This window comes from Streptomyces sp. NPDC101110, assembly GCF_044759525.1.
GTDB lineage: Bacteria > Actinomycetota > Actinomycetes > Streptomycetales > Streptomycetaceae > Streptomyces.
This window is the reverse complement of record NZ_JBIVZM010000014.1, coordinates 14,401-31,281: the sequence shown is the minus strand read 5'-3', so window position 1 is coordinate 31,281 and position 16,881 is coordinate 14,401. Positions and strand designations below refer to the sequence as shown.

The window sequence follows — 16,881 nt, the reverse complement described above, 5'->3', positions numbered from 1 at the left end:
TGTACTGTGCTGCGGGTGGCTCGCCTGAGCACCTCGGACCCAGCCCTGCCCGACTCCCTCCTGGAATCGACTCGATGATCGAAGTACCGGACCTGGCCGTCGGCGCCCTCGCTCTCGGCACCCTGTCCGCGTTCGCCCTCGGCGGCGGGCTGCTGCGCTCCCGGGGGCACCTGGCCGCACAGCGCGCGAAGTCGGCCGCGCTCAGGGCCCAGCTCGACGGCACCACACGGGCGTTCGTCTCCGAGGTGGAGCATCTGGCGGCACGGCGGGTGCCCGCAGCGGCCCGGCAGGCGGCACACTCCCACATCACCGTGCCCGGCCCGCTCAATCCGCAGCTGGCCGGCTCGCCCCTGGGAGCCGCCCTGGAGCAGGTGTTGACGGGGCTGCACACCGAACTGGCCGCGCAGCGCACCCGGATCGACGCGGCGGCGCAGGCCGGGATGCGCGGGGCCACCCGGGAGATCCAGGCGGCGCTGTACCGGTTGCAGGACGCTCTGCGGGGACTGCAGCAGCGTTACGACGACCCCGAGTTGGCGCAGACGCTGTTCGAGCTGGACCACGAGAACGAGCAGTCGCTACGGCGTGCGCAGATCGCCGCGGTGGTGTGCGGAGCCTGGGTGGGTCTCGCCCGGGAGGAGTCGCACGTCGTGGACGCGGTGACGGGCGGCCAGGCCCGGCTCGCCGGCTACCGACGGGTCCGGGTCGGCAACCACCTCGCGCCCGGTACCGGCCTGGTGTCCCACGCCGTCGAGCCGGTCGCCATCATCGTCGCCGAACTCCTCGACAACGCGCTGCGCCATTCCGCGCCCGACACGGACGTCGTGGTCAATCTCGAGGCGGTCCACCACGGCGTCTGCGTCACCGTGGACGACGCCGGTCTGGGCATGACACAGGACGAACGGGCCCGGGCCCAGCGGATGGTCGCCGGTTCGGATCCGATCCTGCTGACCGAGCTCGGGGATCCGCCGCGCATGGGGCTCGCGGCCGTCGGCCAGCTGACGCGGCAGTTCGATCTGGGCGTGGACCTGTCGTCGCCGTCGCCGTACGGCGGGGTCCGGGCGGTGCTGCGGATCGACAGCCACCTGCTGACCCGGGTCGACCCCGAGGCGGTACCCCCGGCGGCCAGCGCGCCGCGTTCGACCCGGCGGGAGGCGGCGCCGGGCACGGCAGGCGATCCCGGGGCGTCGCACGGTCCCGGCCACGGCACGTCACACGGTCCGCAGCGCAGCACGTCCCAGAGCCCGAAGCCCGGCTCGTCCGGCGCGTCCGGCGCGCAGCCCGCCTCCCGACCCGCCGCGGTCAGCATGCCGTCCGAGTCCAACCCCAAGTCCGGTTCCGCGGCAGGTTCCGCGGCGGCCGACGGGCCGCGCACGCCCGCACCGCTCACCACCGGCAGCACCGATCACGGCTACGGCGCCGAGCAGGACCCCGGCGGCGACGCCCCGGCGTCCGGCCACCACGGCCCGCGCGACAGCAGCGGTCTTCCCCAGCGGCGGCGCCGCGGCCGGACCACCGCTACGGCCGGCTCCGCCGCCGCCCCTGTCCCGCCCCGCCGCGGACGGCGTCCCGAGGAGTCCGCCGCCGCCCTCGGTGCCCTCCAGTCCGGCACCGCGGCGGCCCGGACCGCCGCCCTGTCGAACGCCGGCGCCGATCCAGCCGTACCTGAGGGTGCCCCGGCCGCGACCACGGCCGACACGGCGCCCGAGGACACCGACAGCAACGACCACGAAGGGGGAACGGCTCGATGACCAGCCGCGCAGCGGGGGACACGGCATGGGTGCTCGAACCGGTCCTGGAGGTGCCGCACGTCGAGGCAGCCGTCCTGCTCACCCGTGACGGGCTCGTCACCGGTTACACCGACGCGCTGTCGCGGCCGTCGGCCGAGCGGGTCGCGGCCATCACCAGCACCGTGCAGGGCGCCTGCCGTACCGCGGCGGCGGCGTTCGCCGACACCGACCGGGCGGAGATCCGGCAGGTCGTCATCGAGTCGGACCACGGTTATGTGCTCATCGTGCCGACGGACCACGGGACCTGCGTCGCCGCGTACGGCGCTCCCGAGGTGCGGCTGGACCTGCTCGCCCACCGGGTGCACTCGCAGGTCGCGCGGCTGGGCGAGAAGGCGATGGCCGCCGGGCCCCGAGGTGCCGACGGCGGCACACCGGCATGACGGGCCGCCGAGGCGGCCGTCCCCTGGTTCCCGCGTACCTGTCGACCGGCGGGGTGGCGCGGCCCAGCCGTGCGCACCTGGAGCGGCTGTCGGTCCTCACCGGCGCCGGTGCGCCGGCCCCCGCCGACCTGCCCGCCGCCCAGAGCGCCCTGCTGGAGGAGCTGGAGCACGGATCGCTGACGGTGGTGGAGGCGGCGGCCCTGCTGCGGCTGCCGGTCTCCGCGGTGCTGGTGCTGGCCGCCGACCTGCTCGACCGTGACCTGGTCCTGGCCCGCGCGCCGATCCCGCCCGCCCGGCGCTTCGACCCCGACCTGCTGAAGAGAGTGGCCGATGGCCTCCGCGACCTCAAACACCGTTGACGCCGAGCCGGGAGGTGCGGACGTCCACCTGCCCGAGACCGCCCGGGACTTGGTGAAGATCCTGATCACGGGGCCGTTCGGCGTGGGCAAGACGACCCTGATCCGCTCCGTCTCGGAGATCCGGCCGCTGCACACCGAGGAGCAGCTCTCGGAGGCGTCCGCCCGGGTCGACGATCTCGCCGGGGTACGGGACAAGTCGACCACCACGGTCGCCATCGACTTCGGCCGGATCAGTCTGCCGGGCGGCATCGTGCTGTATCTGTTCGGCACGCCCGGCCAGGAACGCTTCCGGGCGCTGTGGGACGACATCGCCCACGGGGCGCTCGGCGCGCTCGTGCTGGTCGACGCCCGCCGGATCGACGCCTCGTTCGATGTGCTGGGGCTGGTGGAGGAGTCGGGCCTGCCCTACGCGGTCGCCTTCAACGCCTTCCCGGACGCGCCCCGCCACCACACGCCCGAGCAGCTGCGCGCCGCCCTGGACCTGGAGCCCACCACCCCCATGGTGACCTGCGACGCGCGGGAGGCCCACTCCTCGGTCGACGCCCTGCTCGCGCTGGTACAGCACCTGATCGACCACCACCCCCCGGAGCCCCGGTGACCCACCCCTCCCCCGCCGAGCAGGCCTTCTCCCTCACGGCCCCCGTCCGACTCTGGGAGGACGGCTTCGCCCGCGATCCCCACCCGTACTACGCCGCCCTGCGCGCTCACGGCCCGGTCGGCTGGGCGGAACTCGCGCCCGGCGTCCCGGCCTACGTCGTCACCGACCGGCGGGCGGCCCTGGACCTGCTGCACGACACGGAGACGTTCTCGCACGACCCCCGGCCGTGGGAGGCGACCGTCCCCGACGACTCGCCGGTGCTCGGCATGATGCGCTGGCGTCCCAACACCCTGTTCGCGGACGGCGGCGCCCACCTGCGCTACCGCACCTCGCTGATCGACGCCTTCGATCTGGTGGAGCCGCACGACCTGCGGGCCCGGGTGCACCGGTCGGTGCACCTGCTGGTGGGCCGGTTCGGCCCGCGGGGCGAGGCCGACCTGGTGGGCGAGTTCACCCGGCCGCTGATGGCGCTGGTGTTCAACAGCCTGTTCGGGCTGCCGGACAGCGCGAGCGACCGGCTCGACGCCGCCCTGGGCAAGCTGATCGAGGGCGGCGCCCAGGCCGCTCGGGGCGAGGCCGAGTTCGGCGGGTACGTGCTGGAGCTGATCGCCGCCAAGACGGAGCGGCGGGGCGACGATCTGCCGAGCTGGCTGCTGGACCATCCGGCGGGGCTGACCCCCGAGGAGGTCACCTGGCAGGTGTTCCTCACCCTCGGCGCGGGCCACGAGCCGACGGCCAACCTGGTGTCCAACGCGCTGTCCAGGATCCTCGGAAACCCGGCCTACTACTCGACGCTGACCAGCGGCGCCCGCCCCGTGACGGACGCGGTGCTGGAGGTCCTCCACCACGAGACGCCGCTCGCCAACTACGGCATCCACTACGCCCGTACGCCGGTCGCCCTGCACGGCGTGTGGATCCGGGCCGCGGTGCCGGTGGTGATCTCCTACGGCGCGCTCGCCCAGGCCGCCGAGCAGGAGCGCGGCGCGGACCGCCACCCGTCCGACGCCTCGCACCTGTCCTGGTCGGCGGGCCCGCACGCCTGCCCGGTCAAGCAGCACGCCCTGCTCATCGCCACCGAGGCGATCGAACGGCTCACCCAGTGGCTGCCCGACCTCGAACCCGTGCTGCCCCGCGAGCGCCTGCGGTGGCGGCCCGGTCCGTTCCACCGCTCGCTGACGGCGCTGCCCGTGCGTTTCAGCCCCCGCTCCCCCGACCAGCCAGGAGGACGACCGTGACCGTGACCGACCGCATCGCTCTGGACCCGCTGGGCGCCGACATCGCCGCCGAGAGCGCCCGGCTGCGTGCCCTCGGCCCGATCGTGCCCGTGGAACTGCCGGGCGGTATCCCCGCCTGGGCTCCGACGCGCTACGACACGCTGAAGGAGCTCATTCTCGACCCCGGGGTCAGCAGGGACCCGCGGCTGCACTGGCGGCTGTGGCCCGAGGTCGGCGAGAACCCGTCCTGGGCGTGGATCCTGGGCTGGGTCGGCGTGGTCAACATGCTCTCCACGTACGGTCCGGACCACACCCGGCTGCGCAAGCTGGTCGCGCCCAGTTTCACGCACCGCCGGACCGAGGCGATGCGGCCCCGGGTGGAGACGATCACGGCGGAGCTGCTGGCCGCGCTGGAGGCCGCGGAGGGCGAGGTCGTGGACGTCAAGGAGGGGCTCGCCCATCCGCTGCCGATGCGGATGATCTGCGAACTCATGGGTGTGCCGGACGCGTTGCGGGAGGACACCGGTCGCCTCATCGCGGCCATCATGGACACCTCCGACCCGAGCCCGGAGCACGCGGCGTCCGTGCAGCGGCAGATCGGGACGGTGCTGCCCGCGCTGATCGCCCACCGGGCCGCGCACCCCGGGGACGACATCACGACCGAGCTCATCCGGGTCCGCGACGAGGACGGCGACCGGCTGAGCGACGAGGAGCTGCTCTACACGCTGCTGCTGGTGATCGGCGCCGGGTTCGAGACCACCGTGAACCTCATCGGCAACGCGGTGGTGGCCCTGCTCCGCCACCCCGGGCAGCTGGCGGCCGTGCGGTCCGGGGAGATCGGCTGGGACGCCGTCGTCGACGAGACGCTGCGCGCCCACCCGTCGATCGCGTCGCTGCCGCTGCGGTTCGCCGTCACCGACCTCGCCGTCGGCGAGGTGACGATCCCGGCCGGCGACGCCATCATCACGACGTACGCCGCGGCGGGGCTGGATCCCGAGCACTACGGGGCGGACGCCGACCGCTTCGACGCCACGCGGGGCGCCGACGACCATCTGGCCTTCGGCATCGGCGTGCACCGCTGCATCGGCGCGCCGCTGGCCCGGCTGGAAGCCCTCACCGCGCTGCCGGCGCTGTTCGACCGGTTCCCGGATCTGCGCCTGGACACCGGCGGCGTGGGCCTGCGGCAGGTGCCGTCGTTCATCGCGTTCGGCTGGCAGGAGATCCCGGTGCGGCTACGGGGCTGACGCACGGGGGGAGTGACGCCACCTCGTACGGGGCAGACGCCCCCCGTTGGGGGATGCCACCTGATGCCACCTCGTGGGGCCGACGCCTCCCGGAGGGGAGGACAGCTCGCGAAGCAGCGCGCGGGAGCGCGACCGGTCCCCCGTTCCGGTCGAGCCCCCGCGACGGGTCGAACTTACGTCCCTGTCCGTGGCCTTGTGAACCGTGTCGATGCCCGCTGCACGCCCGGCGGGGCTCACCCGTGCACAGCTGAGTCCGGATGGCCCGGATTCGTCCCACCCTGATCCGGCCAACCGGTTGCCCGGGAGGCAAACGAGGTCACGCCTGGCGTGGGAGGACCGGCAGGTCGAGGTCGCCCACGGTCAGGTGCGCCAGGACGACCTCGTACAGGTCGGTGCCGGCGGCGAGCAGTTGGCGTTCCAGTACGGGTTCGGCGCTGCGGACGTGCTCGCGCACGGTCTGGGCGTGCACCCCCAGGGCCTGTGCGGCCCGTTCGGCGTTGCCGCCGACGGCGATCCAGGTGCGCAGCGTCCGGCGCGGATTGCGGGCGTCGGCGTCGAGCCGCCCCAGCAGGTCCTGCCCCCAGGTGCGCACGGCGGGGCCGGACAGCAGGTCGGCGAGGCGCAGCCCCGTTTCCGCGGTGTCGTCGGCGGAGCGGGTGTCGGGCAGGCCGATCCGGGTGTTGAGCGCCAGGTGGACCACCGCCCGGACCGTGAGGTCGGCGAAGTCGATGCCGAGCAGGGTCTCGACGCGTTCCATCCGGGCGCGGACGGTGTTGCGGCTGACGCCGAGGACCTTGGCGGCGTTGACGGCGGTGAACTCCAGGCCGAGCCGGGTGGTGGCGAGGAGCTCGGCGCGGGTGTGGTGCGGCAGGGTGTCGAGGGGGCGCAGCACACGGGAGGTCCAGGCGCGCAGCGCCACCGGGTCCATCAGGCGTTCGGGGTGGGTGCGCTCGGCGTACACGGCCGTCTTGTCGGGCCGGAAGTGCGCGACGGCCAGGGCGCTGACGGCCTGCCCGTAGGCGGTGGCGGTCTGGGCGAGGCTCTGGCGGACGCTGCCGCCGAGGAAGAGGTCCGGGTGGCGTCCGACCAGGGAACGCAGGGCCTCGTCCGTGGTGTCCCTCGGGCTGACGACGATCACGTGCCCGTCCATGGCGGGGCAGCGCACCACCAGGGCGTCCTCCCGGGTGGTGTCCAGGCACTCCTCGGCGATGCGGTCACGTACGGCGGGAGCGGACTCGACGACGTACACGCACGCCGTGTCGGCGTCGAGCAGGCCCGGCCAGAGTCCGGCGGCGACGCGGCGGGCGGCGATGGTGTCCTCGACCATCAGCAGTTGCAGGATCGCCAGGCGCAGGTCGGCGGTGGCCCGGCGCAGCCGGTGCCCGGCCGCGGTCGACTCCCTCGCCGTCAGCAGCAGCTCGATCACCTGGGCGGTGTGCGTGACGACGCCGGAGGCCCGCCGGTCGAAGGGGGCCTGCCGGGAGACGGCCAGCACGCACGCGTGGGACGGGTGCTCCACCCGGACCAGGCGCAGATGACGCTCCGCGCTCTCCCAGGCCGCGGAGGCGATCCGGCCGGCGGTGATGTCCGCGACCAGGTCCTCGTCCAGGGGGAGCTGGTTCCCGGCGACGAGGTTCCCGGCGGCGTCCTGAAGGGCGACGGTCGCGCCCAGGGCCCCGGAGAGCCAGGCGACGACTCTGCGGACGTCGCGCCCGGACGGGCGCAGATGCTCCAGCAGTTCCTCCGCCCACTCCGGGCCCGTGCCGGTCTGCGCCTCCCGCAGCCGGTTCCCGTCCTCTCGGCCAGCCACCTGGGCCTTCCCCTCGCTTCTCGTGCCGCCTCCGGCACACCGGTCGGGGACGTTACCTCACGTCCGCCGGGCGGTCCTTCACGCCCGGATACCGGACGGGGAGGGGCCGGTGTCCCCGGGGCCGGCCCCCTCCTGCGCCGCCGGCCTGCACCGGCGGCATAAGCTCGGTGGATGGCGAAGTACTACGACGTGCACCCCGACAATCCGCAGGCCCGCACCATCGGCCAGATCGCCGACAGCATCCGCGCCGACGCTCTTGTCGCCTACCCCACGGACTCCTGCTACGCACTGGGCTGCCGCATCGGCAGCCGCGACGGCATCGACCGGATCCGTACGATCCGCAAGCTGGACGACCGGCACCACTTCACCCTCGTGTGCCAGGACTTCGCGCAGCTCGGTCAGTTCGTGCGGATCGACAACGACGTGTTCCGCGCGATCAAGGCGTCGACGCCCGGCAGCTACACGTTCATCCTGCCCGCGACGAAGGAGGTGCCGCGCGTGCTGCAGCACCCCAAGAAGAAGACCGTCGGGGTGCGCATCCCCGACCACGTCGTCACGCAGGCCCTGCTCGCCGAGCTCGGTGAGCCGCTGCTGTCCAGCACCCTGCTGCTGCCCGGCGAGGAGGAGCCGATGACGCAGGGCTGGGAGATCAAGGACCTGCTCGACCACGTGCTGGACGGGGTGGTCGACTCCGGGGACTGCGGTACCGAGCCGACGACGGTCGTCGACTTCTCCGGCGGGGAGGCCGAGATCGTGCGGTACGGCGCGGGCGACCCGTCACGGTTCGAGTAAAGCGCGCACCAACGGCCGTTCATGGTTCAACCGGATGGCTGGGGTGGGCGATTTGCCCCGGGAAGGGCATGTCACGATGCCCGTGATCCGCCCGGTCACGCGGACGGGTTCCGACCACCCCCGCAGAGAGGCAGCTCAGCCATGACCGCCGTACAGGGAACCGCCGTCGACATCCCCACCGGGGACGGCGCCGCCGACGCGTATCTGGCCCACCCCGCCGACGGGGCCGCCCACCCGGCGGTCCTGCTCTTCATGGACGCCTTCGGTCTGCGTCCGCAGCTGCGGTCCATGGCCGGCCGGCTCGCCGCCGAGGGGTACACGGTGCTGGTGCCGAACCTGTTCTACCGGCACGGGCGCGCCCCCCTGTTCGGCCTTCCCGAATTCATCGACCCGGGGGCGCGTCCGGAGATATTCGAGCGCATCGGGCCGGCCATGCGGGAGCTGACGAACGAGCGGGCGACGCGGGACGCCGGCGCGTATCTGCGGTGGCTGGCCGAGTCGCCCGCGGTGGCCGACGGCCCGGTGGCGCTGACCGGGTACTGCATGGGCGCCCGCCTCTCGCTGCTGACCGCGGGCACCTGTCCGGACCGGGTCGCGGCCGCGGCCGGCTTCCACGGCGGGCGGCTGGCCACCGACACCCCGGACAGCCCCCACCTGGTGGCCGGCAAGGTCACCGCCGAGCTGTACTTCGGCCACGCCGACCAGGACCACTCCCTGCCCGAGGAGCAGATCGAGCGCCTGGAGCAGGCTCTGACGGCGGCGGGTGTGCGCCACCGGTGCGAGGTGTACGCGGGCGCGCCGCACGGTTTCACGCAGGCCGACACCGCGGCGTACCACCAGGAGGGCGACGAGCGGCACTGGTCGGCACTGCTCGACCTGCTGAAGCGCACATTCTGACCTCGATCGGCCCTCCCGCCCCGTGAGTTGACGGCCTACCCGCGGTAAGGGCTTGCTCTCCTCCGATCCCTGCGCGTAGACCTTGCTGAACACCGGTCAGGATGCGGGGGAGTTGGCTCATGGACGGCACGGTCGACGGGTTCCGCTACGGTGCGGTGACCCCGGTGGCGGCCTATCTGATGGCCTGTCTGGGCGGGGCCCTGGGGCTGCGGTGCATCGTGCGCTCGCTGCCCGACGCACCGTCGTGGAAGGCGGGCTGGCTGGCGTTGGGCGCCGCCTCCATCGGATGCGGCATCTGGACGATGCACTTCATCGCCATGATCGGTTTCCATGTGGAGGAGACCCGGGTCCGGTACGACGCGGCCACGACGGTGCTCAGTCTCGTCGTGGCCGTCGCCGTGGTGGGCGTCGGTGTGTTCATCGTCGGGTACCGCGGCACGAGCGGTGTCACCCTGGCGGTCGCGGGCGCCGTCACCGGGCTGGGCGTGGCGGGCATGCACTACCTCGGCATGGCGGCGATGCGACTGAACGGCGACGTCGGCTACGACCCGGCCGGTGTCGCCCTGTCCGTGCTGATCGCCGTCTGCGCCGCGACGGCTGCACTGTGGTCCGCCGTCACCATCCGCGGCTTCCTGACCAGTCTCGGGGCGAGCCTGGTGATGGGTGTGGCGGTGTCCGGGATGCACTACACGGGCATGGCCGCCGTCAGCATCCATGTGCACGACACGACCGGCGGGACATGGGCGGGCGAATCACCCACATCCCTGCTGCTGCCGATGCTGGTCGGGCCGGTGGGCTTCCTGCTGCTGGCCGGGGTCGTCGTGATGTTCGATCCGCTGCTGGTGCTGGGCGAGGGGTCGTCGGCATCCCGGCCTGACGTCCCCGCCGCCAACTCGGCGTCCCGGCACGGGCCTTCGTGGCGCGCGTCGCGGACGGCCGCACGCGAACGGTGAGCGGCCCGCCTGCGGACGGGACCCGGATCGATTGTTACGGTGCACCGGTGTCCGACTCCTCACGCGATACCGCCGAAGGCGCCGGCTGGGGCACCAGCGAACGGGGCGCGTACCGTCAGTTGATGCCGTCGGCGGCCGAGAAGATCTCCTGGCTGAACCCGAAGATGCTGTGGGTCGCCCGCAACGGCGTGCTGGCCTCCTGGTTCGGGGACCCCACGGGCCGGACGCGCAGCCGGTGGGTGGCGCAGCGGGCTGCCTCCGGCGCACCGGCCGACAAGGTGATCCGCCGGGACGACCCGGACCGGTTCTCGTTCCTGGTCATCGGCGACACCGGCGAGGGCGACGACCCGCAGTACGCGGTGGTGCCGGGCTTTCTGAAGACCGGTCAGGACACCCGTTTCGCCGTGCTGGCCAGTGACGTGATCTACCCGGTCGGCAGCGCGGACGACTACGGCACCAAGTTCTTCCGCCCCTACCAGGACTACCGGGCGCCGATCTACGCCATACCCGGCAACCACGACTGGTACGAGGACCTCGGCGGTTTCATGCGCGTCTTCTGCGACGACGCCCCGCCCCTGCCGGCCGAACCCCGGCCGCGCCCCCTCACCCGGGCCTGGCTGCGGTCGCTGCTGTGGCACAGGCCGCGTCCGGACGAGGGACAACGCCTGTCGCAGGCGCGGAAGTTGCGTGACGCGCCCGGACAGCGGGCCGTCCAGCCGGGCCCGTACTGGGCGATCGACGCCGGTCCGCTGCGCATCATCGGCATCGACACGGGGCTGCTCGGCACCCTCGACGCCGAGCAGGGCGCGTGGCTGCGCGAGGTGTCCCGGGGACCCCGGCCGAAGATCCTCGTCACCGGCTCGCCGCTGTACGTGGACGGGCGGCGCGAGCCGTGCGCCGTCGAAGGCGGCGGCACCGTCGACGACATCGTCCGCGACCCGGACCACCACTACGTGGCGGCGATCGGCGGCGACATCCACAACTACCAGCGCTACCCGGTGCGGCTGGACGACGGCCGCACGCTCCAGTACGTCGTCGCGGGCGGGGGCGGCGCGTTCATGCACGCCACCCACACGATCCCGCGCGTCGACGTCGCGGGCGTCACCGAGCAGGACTTCCGCTGCTACCCGCTGCGCGGCGACTCGCTGGCCTTCTACAGCCGTCTCTACGGCCGCCGGCTGCGGATGCGCCGTTTCTTCACGCTCACCGAGGCCGAGGCGACGGCTGTGATCGCCGAGCGGCTCGGCATCAAACCCACCCGCGCCCCGGGTGCCCCGGCCCGCCTCACCCGGCGCGTCCGTATGGTCGCCGGGCTGCTCGGCACCGGCCGCCGCCCCGACCGGGCCAAGCGGTTCCGGCTGCCGGTGCGGAAGATCTACACGTCGCTGTTCTCGCCGAGCTCGGCGACGTACGACCCGCCGTTCTTCAAGTGCTTCCTGCGCCTGGACGTCTCCCCCGAGTCGGTCCGGCTGCGCTGTTACGCGGCGACCGGCAACCGCGCCCAGGAGATCGACCCGCCGGTCGAGGACGAGGTGACGATCCCCCTGCGCTGACGGCGTCGACGGGACTGCCCGGGCCCGGGGGTCACCAGCGGCCCGGCTCGGTCCCGGTGATCGGCTCCGACGGCGTGCCGTCCACCCCGACCGGCACGTCCCCGGCGAGCATCACGCGGTGCATGATCCTCGGACGGCCGAGGTGGGCGGTGTCGCCGGGAGCCAGGTGCATGGTGGCGCGGTTGTCCCAGAACGCCACGCTGCCCGGCTCCCAGCGGAACCGGACCGTGTACTCGGGCCGGACCGCCTGCTCCAGCAGCATCTCCAGGACCGCACCGCTCTCGGGCCGGGAGAGACCGTCGATCTGCTCGACGTAGTAGCCGTTGACGTAGAGGATCCGCTCCCCGGTCTCGGGGTGGACGCGCACCAGCGGGTGCAGGGAGGCGACCTGCCGGTCCAGCAGGTGCCGGACGTAGGCGTCCTCACCGGGCCGTGGCTGGTAGCCGACGCCGAGCCGGTGCTCGGCCCGCAGCCCGTCGACGAACCGCCGCAGCGGCGCGGACAGTCCGGCGTACGCCGCCGCCAGGTTCGCCCAGGTGGTGTCGCCGCCGTAGGGCGGCACGGTCTCGGCGCGCAGGATCGTCGCGGCGGGCGGGTCGACGCGGGCACCGTGGTCGCAGTGCCAGCCGCGCAGCAGCGTGTGACGGCGGCGGCGCAGCCACTCGTCGTGCTCCATCCCGAACCGCCCGCCCAGCTCGAGCCGGTCGGCCGTCGTCTCGACCTCGGGGAAGTCGGGGGGCGAGGCCTTGCCCCGTCGCGGCAGCACCACCGGCTCCCCGAAGCGCCGTGCCAGGGCCACGTGCCCGGTGTGGTCCAGCCGCTGCCCCCTGAAGAACACCACCTTCCACCGCAGCACCGCGGCTCTGATGGCGGCGACCACGGCGTCGTCGAGGTCCGCGGCCAGATCGACACCGCCGATCTCCGCGCCGATGTACCCGGCCACCGGTTTCACCTCCACCCCGGCCTCCCGTGCCGCCTCGTCCGTCGTCCGGCTGTCCGTCGTCATGAACGCTCCGCTGGTCGTGGCCCTGGTTCTGCCTTCCCGGAGATCGTGGCAGTGATCTCCGCCGAGGGCGACCGTGCCGCCACGGGCCGGCCGGAGCCGCCGGAGAACCGGTCGAGGCACGCCGGACCGCGTCGCTGACGTCAGGCCCCGTGACCTTGACGGGCCTGCCGGCGGGCTTTCGCGACGAGGAGCAGCGCGGGTAGGTGCACCGGGTGATCCACGACCGGCTCGCCGACGACCGCGACCAGCGGGCGTGCCGCTCCCTCATGCGGTTCCGGTGGCGACCGGGCCTGTCCGGTTGATCGTTGCTCACCCCGTCCGTGACGCTGGAGGGACGACACAGCCGCACGACAGTCAACGGGAAGGCCCGACAGTGATCAGCATCCCGACGCACACGCTCAACGACGGTACGACGCTCCCCGCCCTGGGCCTCGGCACCTGGCCGCTCGGCGACGACGAGGCGCAGCAGGCGGTGCTCTCGGCCCTGGAGGCGGGCTACCGCCTGATCGACACGGCGACGAACTACCGCAACGAGACGGGGGTCGGGCGGGGCGTGGGCTCCGGGGTGGTGCCGCGTGAGGACGTCGTCGTCACGACGAAACTCCCGGGCCGGCACCACGGATACGAGGAGACACTCGCCTCCTTCGAGGAGTCCCGGGCCCGCCTCGGCCTGGAGTACGTCGATCTGTACCTGATCCACTGGCCGCTGCCGCGCGTGGACCGCTACGTCGACTCCTGGAAGGCCATGATCAGGCTGCGCGAGGAGGGGCTCGTCCGGTCGATCGGCGTCTCCAACTTCACGGCCGGGCACATCGAGCGGCTGGAGCAGGAGACCGGGGTGCTGCCCTCCGTCAACCAGATCGAGCTGCACCCGCTGCTGCCGCAGGACGAACTGCGCGCCTTTCACGCGGGCAAGGGCATCGTCACCGAGAGCTGGAGCCCGCTGGGACGTGGCACCAACCTGCTGGAGGATCCCGCCGTGGCACGGATCGCCGAGGCGCACGGGGTGTCACCGGGGCAGGTCGTGCTGCGCTGGCACACCCAGCTGGGCGCGGTACCGATCCCGAAGTCGGCCAACCCCGAACGGCAACGCGCCAACCGCGACGTGTTCGGTTTCGAGCTGGGCGAGGACGAGATGCGGGCCGTCGCGGCCCGGTCCCACCGGCGGGTGGGCGGCGACCCGGAGGTACACGAGGAGTTCTGACGGGTACCCGGGGCGCGCGAGACAGGAAGGAGCCGCAGGTGGCCGATCGGGACCGGCTGCGGGACTACCGCGGCAGACGCGACTTCGACCGGACCGGCGAGCCCCGGGGACCAGGTGCCTCCACCGGGGGCCCGCCCCGGTTCGTGGTGCAGATCCACGATGCGAGCACGATGCACTTCGACTTCCGGCTCCAGGTGAACGACGTGCTGAAGTCCTGGTCGATCCCCAAGGGCCCCTCGGCCGACCCGAAGGACAAGCGGCTGGCCGTGCCCACGGAGGACCATCCGCTGGAGTACGAGGAGTTCGAAGGCGTGATCCCGAGCGGCGAGTACGGCGGCGGCACGGTGATCGTCTGGGACCGCGGTACGTACGAGCCGTTGAGTCATGACCGTCAGGGCCGGCCCGTCGGCTTCGCCGAGTCGCTGGAGCGCGGGCACGCCACGTTCCGGCTGCGCGGTGCGAAGCTGCACGGCGAGTACGCCCTGACACGGTTTCGCGGGGACCGCAGCGGTGACGGCGAGGAGGCCTGGCTGCTCGTGAAACGGTCCGGGGACGCGGCCCGTTCTCGCGGCGCTCCCGATCCGCGCCGTGCCCGTTCGGCGAAGTCCGGCCGTACGCTCGCCCAGGTCGCCTCGGACGCGGCCGGGGAGTGAGCGGTGGCGGCCGTCTCCTCGTGCCGCGGCCGGCCTGGTGTGCCGAGTCGTTCAGAGCAGTGGTGTGAGTGGCTGTTCGCACCAGATCGTCTTGCCCCGGGTGGTCTGCCGGCTGCCCCAGCGCTGGGTGAGCTGGGCGACCAGCAGCAGGCCGCGGCCCCCTTCGTCGTCCTGCTGGGCGCGCCGCAGGTGCGGTGAGGTCGAACTGCCGTCGGACACCTCGCAGATGAGGGTCTGGTCCCGGATCAGCCGGAGCTGGATGGGCGGGGCGCCGTACCGGATGGCGTTGGTGACCAGTTCGCTGACGACGAGTTCGGTGACGAAGGCCGTCTCGTCCAGCCCCCATGCGGTGAGCTGGTCGGTGGCGGCCTGCCGCGTGGTGGCGACCTCCGCCGGGTCGGGTGTGACGTCCCAGGTGGCGACCTGGTCGGCGCCCAGCGCCCGGGTGCGGGCCAGCAGCAGGGCCACGTCGTCGCCGGGCTCCTCCGGGAGTACGGCCTTCAGCACGGTGTCGCACAGCGCGTCCAGCGAGTCCGCGGGCACGGTCAGGGCGCGGCACAGCTCGGCGGTGGCGTGGTCGACGTCGCGGTCGCGGTCCTCGACGAGCCCGTCGGTGTAGAGGGCGACGACGGAGCCCTCGGGCAGCTGGAGCTCCGTCGCCTCGAACGGCAGTCCGCCCACGCCCAGTGGGGGCCCCGCGCTCATGGGGATGAGCCGGGCGGATCCGTCGGGCAGGACCAGGGCGGGCGCGGGGTGCCCGGCGGCGGCCAGGTCCAGGCGGCGTGTCACGGGGTCGTAGACGGCGTAGAGGCAGGTCGCGCCGAGCTCGGCGACCTCGTCGCCCTGGTCGTCCGAGGCGAGATGGGTGACCAGGTCGTCGAGGTGGGTGAGGAGTTCGTCCGGCGGGAGGTCCACGTCGGCGAGGGTGCGGACGGCGGTGACCAGCCGGCCCATGGTCGCCGTCGAGGGGATGCCGTGCCCCACGACGTCCCCGACGACCAGTGCGACGCGGCTGCCGGAGAGCGGGATCACGTCGAACCAGTCACCGCCGATGCCGGCGGCCGAGCCGGACGGCAGATAGCGGTGGGCGACCTGGGCGGCGGCCTGGCCGGGCAGTCCCCTGGGCAGCAGGCTGTGCTGGAGGGCGAGGGCGGTGGTGCGCTCGCGGGCGAAGCGGCGGGCGTTGTCGACGCAGACGGCCGCCCGGCTGGCGAGTTCCTCGGCGAACACGGCGTCGTCGTCGGCGTAGTCGTCGGGCTGTGCCACCCGCACGGCCACGGCGACGCCGAGCATGGTGCCTCGGGCCCGCAGTGGTACGGCCATCATCGAGTGGACGCCCTTGCGGTAGGGGCGTCCTTGCGGGGCTCGTGAGTTGCGTTCGGCCACCCAGCGCATGAACGCCGGTTCCCCCGCCTGGCTGAGGACGGCCCGGCCCTCGCGCATGGCCCTGGCGATCGGGGAGAAGGACGGGTAGACGTCCACCTCTCCCAGATGGACGGCCGCTTCCGGGGTGCCTTCGGTGACGGATCCGTGCGCGACCCGGCGCAGCGTGATCTCCGGCGCGGCCGCCGTCGGCGGCTCGTCCGCGCCGAGGACCCAGTCGAACAGGTCCACACTCGCGAAGTCCGCGAAGCGGGGCACCACGACCCCGACCAGCTCCTCGGCCGTGCGGACCACGTCCAGGGTGGTGCCGATGGCGGCGGCGGCCTCGTTCAGCAGGGCCAGCCGCTGCCGGGCCCAGTACTGCTCGGTGCTGTCGAAGGCGGCCAGGGCGGTCCCCACGAGTTCGCCGGCGGCGTCCCGGACCGGCCACATCTCGGTGACCCAGGCGTGCTCGCGGTTGAGGGCGGGGGCTCCGGTGTAGCTCTCGTACCTCAGCGGCCGGCCGGTCTCGACGACGTGCCGGAGGTGCCAGTTGAAGCCGCGGCTGTGCTCCGCCTCTTCCACGGTCTCCGGGAAGTGCCGGCCGAGCAGGGTCTCCTCGGACACGCCCATCACGTGGCACGCGGCGTCGTTGAGCCGCAGGTAGCGCTGGTTGACGTCGAAGACGGACATCGACATGGACGCCTGCTGGAAGGCACGGCCGGCGAGGGACGTCTCCCCGCGGCCGGGCGAGGCGGCCGTGATGACGTATCCGCCCGCTTCCCCGTCCGGGCCGGTCACGGCGCAGGCTCTGACGCGGAGCCCGACGAGGTAGCCGTCGCGGTGGCGCACCATGACGGTGCCGGACCGGGCGGACATCGCCTCGGGCGGCACGGACTCGGCGAGCAGCTCCCGCACGGCACGGCCCAGGGCCTCGCGGGCCGGATAGCCGGTCAGCCGCCGGGCTCCCTCGCTCCACCCCGTCAGAATGCCGCGGGCGTCGATGATCGCAGCAGCGGAGGCGTCCTCCATTCGTCCAGGATCATCCCTTTGCTGCCCGCTATCAACC

The 16,881-nt window shown here is 73.3% G+C and carries 15 protein-coding genes; 12 read left to right on the top strand and 3 right to left on the bottom strand.

Annotated elements, in window-relative coordinates:
• Positions 1 to 74 precede the first annotated feature (74 nt).
• Genes ACIQU3_RS28665 through ACIQU3_RS28640 form a run of 6 tightly spaced genes read left to right on the top strand, consistent with a single transcriptional unit; the run spans position 75 to position 5,582 of the window.
• The gene (locus tag ACIQU3_RS28665; protein ID WP_403928360.1) at positions 75 to 1,748 is read left to right on the top strand and encodes an ATP-binding protein; all 1,674 of its coding nucleotides are present in this window, start codon (positions 75 to 77) and stop codon (positions 1,746 to 1,748) included.
• On the top strand, positions 1,745 to 2,167 hold the full coding sequence (locus ACIQU3_RS28660; protein ID WP_403743929.1) for a roadblock/LC7 domain-containing protein: 423 nt from the start codon (positions 1,745 to 1,747) through the stop codon (positions 2,165 to 2,167). Before ACIQU3_RS28665 ends, ACIQU3_RS28660 begins: the two co-directional genes overlap by 4 nt.
• Complete coding sequence (locus ACIQU3_RS28655) at positions 2,164 to 2,526, top strand: DUF742 domain-containing protein (RefSeq protein WP_403743927.1); 363 nt, start codon at positions 2,164 to 2,166, stop codon at positions 2,524 to 2,526. The genes ACIQU3_RS28660 and ACIQU3_RS28655 overlap by 4 nt, the downstream gene beginning before the upstream one ends.
• Positions 2,498 to 3,124 carry a GTP-binding protein gene (locus ACIQU3_RS28650; protein ID WP_403743925.1) on the top strand — a complete coding sequence of 209 codons (627 nt, stop codon included), beginning with the start codon at positions 2,498 to 2,500 and terminating at the stop codon, positions 3,122 to 3,124. Before ACIQU3_RS28655 ends, ACIQU3_RS28650 begins: the two co-directional genes overlap by 29 nt.
• The gene (locus ACIQU3_RS28645) at positions 3,121 to 4,359 is read left to right on the top strand and encodes a cytochrome P450 (RefSeq protein ID WP_403928358.1); all 1,239 of its coding nucleotides are present in this window, start codon (positions 3,121 to 3,123) and stop codon (positions 4,357 to 4,359) included. The genes ACIQU3_RS28650 and ACIQU3_RS28645 overlap by 4 nt, the downstream gene beginning before the upstream one ends.
• A complete protein-coding gene (locus ACIQU3_RS28640; RefSeq protein WP_403743919.1) occupies positions 4,356 to 5,582 on the top strand; it encodes a cytochrome P450 in 1,227 nt (408 codons plus the stop codon). The genes ACIQU3_RS28645 and ACIQU3_RS28640 overlap by 4 nt, the downstream gene beginning before the upstream one ends.
• Before the next feature lie 316 nt (positions 5,583 to 5,898).
• On the opposite strand, the gene ACIQU3_RS28635 is transcribed toward ACIQU3_RS28640, so the two are convergent.
• Positions 5,899 to 7,392 carry a helix-turn-helix domain-containing protein gene (locus tag ACIQU3_RS28635; RefSeq protein WP_403928356.1) on the bottom strand — a complete coding sequence of 498 codons (1,494 nt, stop codon included), beginning with the start codon at positions 7,390 to 7,392 and terminating at the stop codon, positions 5,899 to 5,901.
• 171 nt (positions 7,393 to 7,563) lie between these two features.
• Between ACIQU3_RS28635 and ACIQU3_RS28630 the strand changes: the two genes are divergently transcribed.
• The 4 genes from ACIQU3_RS28630 (at position 7,564) to ACIQU3_RS28615 (ending at position 11,587) form a co-directional block, all read left to right on the top strand.
• Positions 7,564 to 8,184 (top strand): L-threonylcarbamoyladenylate synthase, encoded by a 621-nt coding sequence (locus ACIQU3_RS28630; RefSeq protein ID WP_366718257.1) that lies wholly within the window; start codon positions 7,564 to 7,566, stop codon positions 8,182 to 8,184.
• A 141-nt stretch (positions 8,185 to 8,325) separates the two neighbouring features.
• Positions 8,326 to 9,081, top strand: coding sequence for a dienelactone hydrolase family protein (locus tag ACIQU3_RS28625; RefSeq protein WP_403743914.1), 756 nt, complete (start codon positions 8,326 to 8,328; stop codon positions 9,079 to 9,081).
• Positions 9,082 to 9,200: 119 nt separating this feature from the next.
• Positions 9,201 to 10,034, top strand: coding sequence for an MHYT domain-containing protein (locus ACIQU3_RS28620; RefSeq protein ID WP_403928353.1), 834 nt, complete (start codon positions 9,201 to 9,203; stop codon positions 10,032 to 10,034).
• Positions 10,035 to 10,081: 47 nt separating this feature from the next.
• Positions 10,082 to 11,587, top strand: coding sequence for a metallophosphoesterase family protein (locus tag ACIQU3_RS28615; RefSeq protein ID WP_403743908.1), 1,506 nt, complete (start codon positions 10,082 to 10,084; stop codon positions 11,585 to 11,587).
• A gap of 31 nt (positions 11,588 to 11,618) precedes the next feature.
• On the opposite strand, the gene ACIQU3_RS28610 is transcribed toward ACIQU3_RS28615, so the two are convergent.
• Positions 11,619 to 12,593, bottom strand: coding sequence for a TauD/TfdA dioxygenase family protein (locus tag ACIQU3_RS28610; RefSeq protein ID WP_403743905.1), 975 nt, complete (start codon positions 12,591 to 12,593; stop codon positions 11,619 to 11,621).
• A 373-nt stretch (positions 12,594 to 12,966) separates the two neighbouring features.
• Between ACIQU3_RS28610 and ACIQU3_RS28605 the strand changes: the two genes are divergently transcribed.
• Both ACIQU3_RS28605 and ACIQU3_RS28600 read left to right on the top strand, forming a co-directional pair.
• Entirely contained in the window at positions 12,967 to 13,797 is an 831-nt protein-coding gene (locus tag ACIQU3_RS28605) for an aldo/keto reductase (protein WP_403743901.1), read from the top strand.
• A 38-nt stretch (positions 13,798 to 13,835) separates the two neighbouring features.
• On the top strand, positions 13,836 to 14,450 hold the full coding sequence (locus ACIQU3_RS28600) for a DNA polymerase ligase N-terminal domain-containing protein (RefSeq protein ID WP_403743899.1): 615 nt from the start codon (positions 13,836 to 13,838) through the stop codon (positions 14,448 to 14,450).
• Between the two features lie 51 nt (positions 14,451 to 14,501).
• Here the strand turns inward: ACIQU3_RS28600 and ACIQU3_RS28595 are convergent, their stop codons facing one another.
• Complete coding sequence (locus tag ACIQU3_RS28595; RefSeq protein WP_403928350.1) at positions 14,502 to 16,844, bottom strand: SpoIIE family protein phosphatase; 2,343 nt, start codon at positions 16,842 to 16,844, stop codon at positions 14,502 to 14,504.
• Positions 16,845 to 16,881 lie beyond the last annotated feature (37 nt).

Coding starts and splice junctions, on each gene's coding strand:
- ACIQU3_RS28625 (WP_403743914.1), top strand. CDS start 8,326: ATGACCGCCGTACAGGGAACCGCCGTCGACATCCCCACCGGGGACGGC.
- ACIQU3_RS28610 (WP_403743905.1), bottom strand. CDS start 12,593: ATGACGACGGACAGCCGGACGACGGACGAGGCGGCACGGGAGGCCGGG.
- ACIQU3_RS28660 (WP_403743929.1), top strand. CDS start 1,745: ATGACCAGCCGCGCAGCGGGGGACACGGCATGGGTGCTCGAACCGGTC.
- ACIQU3_RS28655 (WP_403743927.1), top strand. CDS start 2,164: ATGACGGGCCGCCGAGGCGGCCGTCCCCTGGTTCCCGCGTACCTGTCG.
- ACIQU3_RS28650 (WP_403743925.1), top strand. CDS start 2,498: ATGGCCTCCGCGACCTCAAACACCGTTGACGCCGAGCCGGGAGGTGCG.
- ACIQU3_RS28630 (WP_366718257.1), top strand. CDS start 7,564: ATGGCGAAGTACTACGACGTGCACCCCGACAATCCGCAGGCCCGCACC.
- ACIQU3_RS28665 (WP_403928360.1), top strand. CDS start 75: ATGATCGAAGTACCGGACCTGGCCGTCGGCGCCCTCGCTCTCGGCACC.
- ACIQU3_RS28595 (WP_403928350.1), bottom strand. CDS start 16,844: ATGGAGGACGCCTCCGCTGCTGCGATCATCGACGCCCGCGGCATTCTG.
- ACIQU3_RS28620 (WP_403928353.1), top strand. CDS start 9,201: ATGGACGGCACGGTCGACGGGTTCCGCTACGGTGCGGTGACCCCGGTG.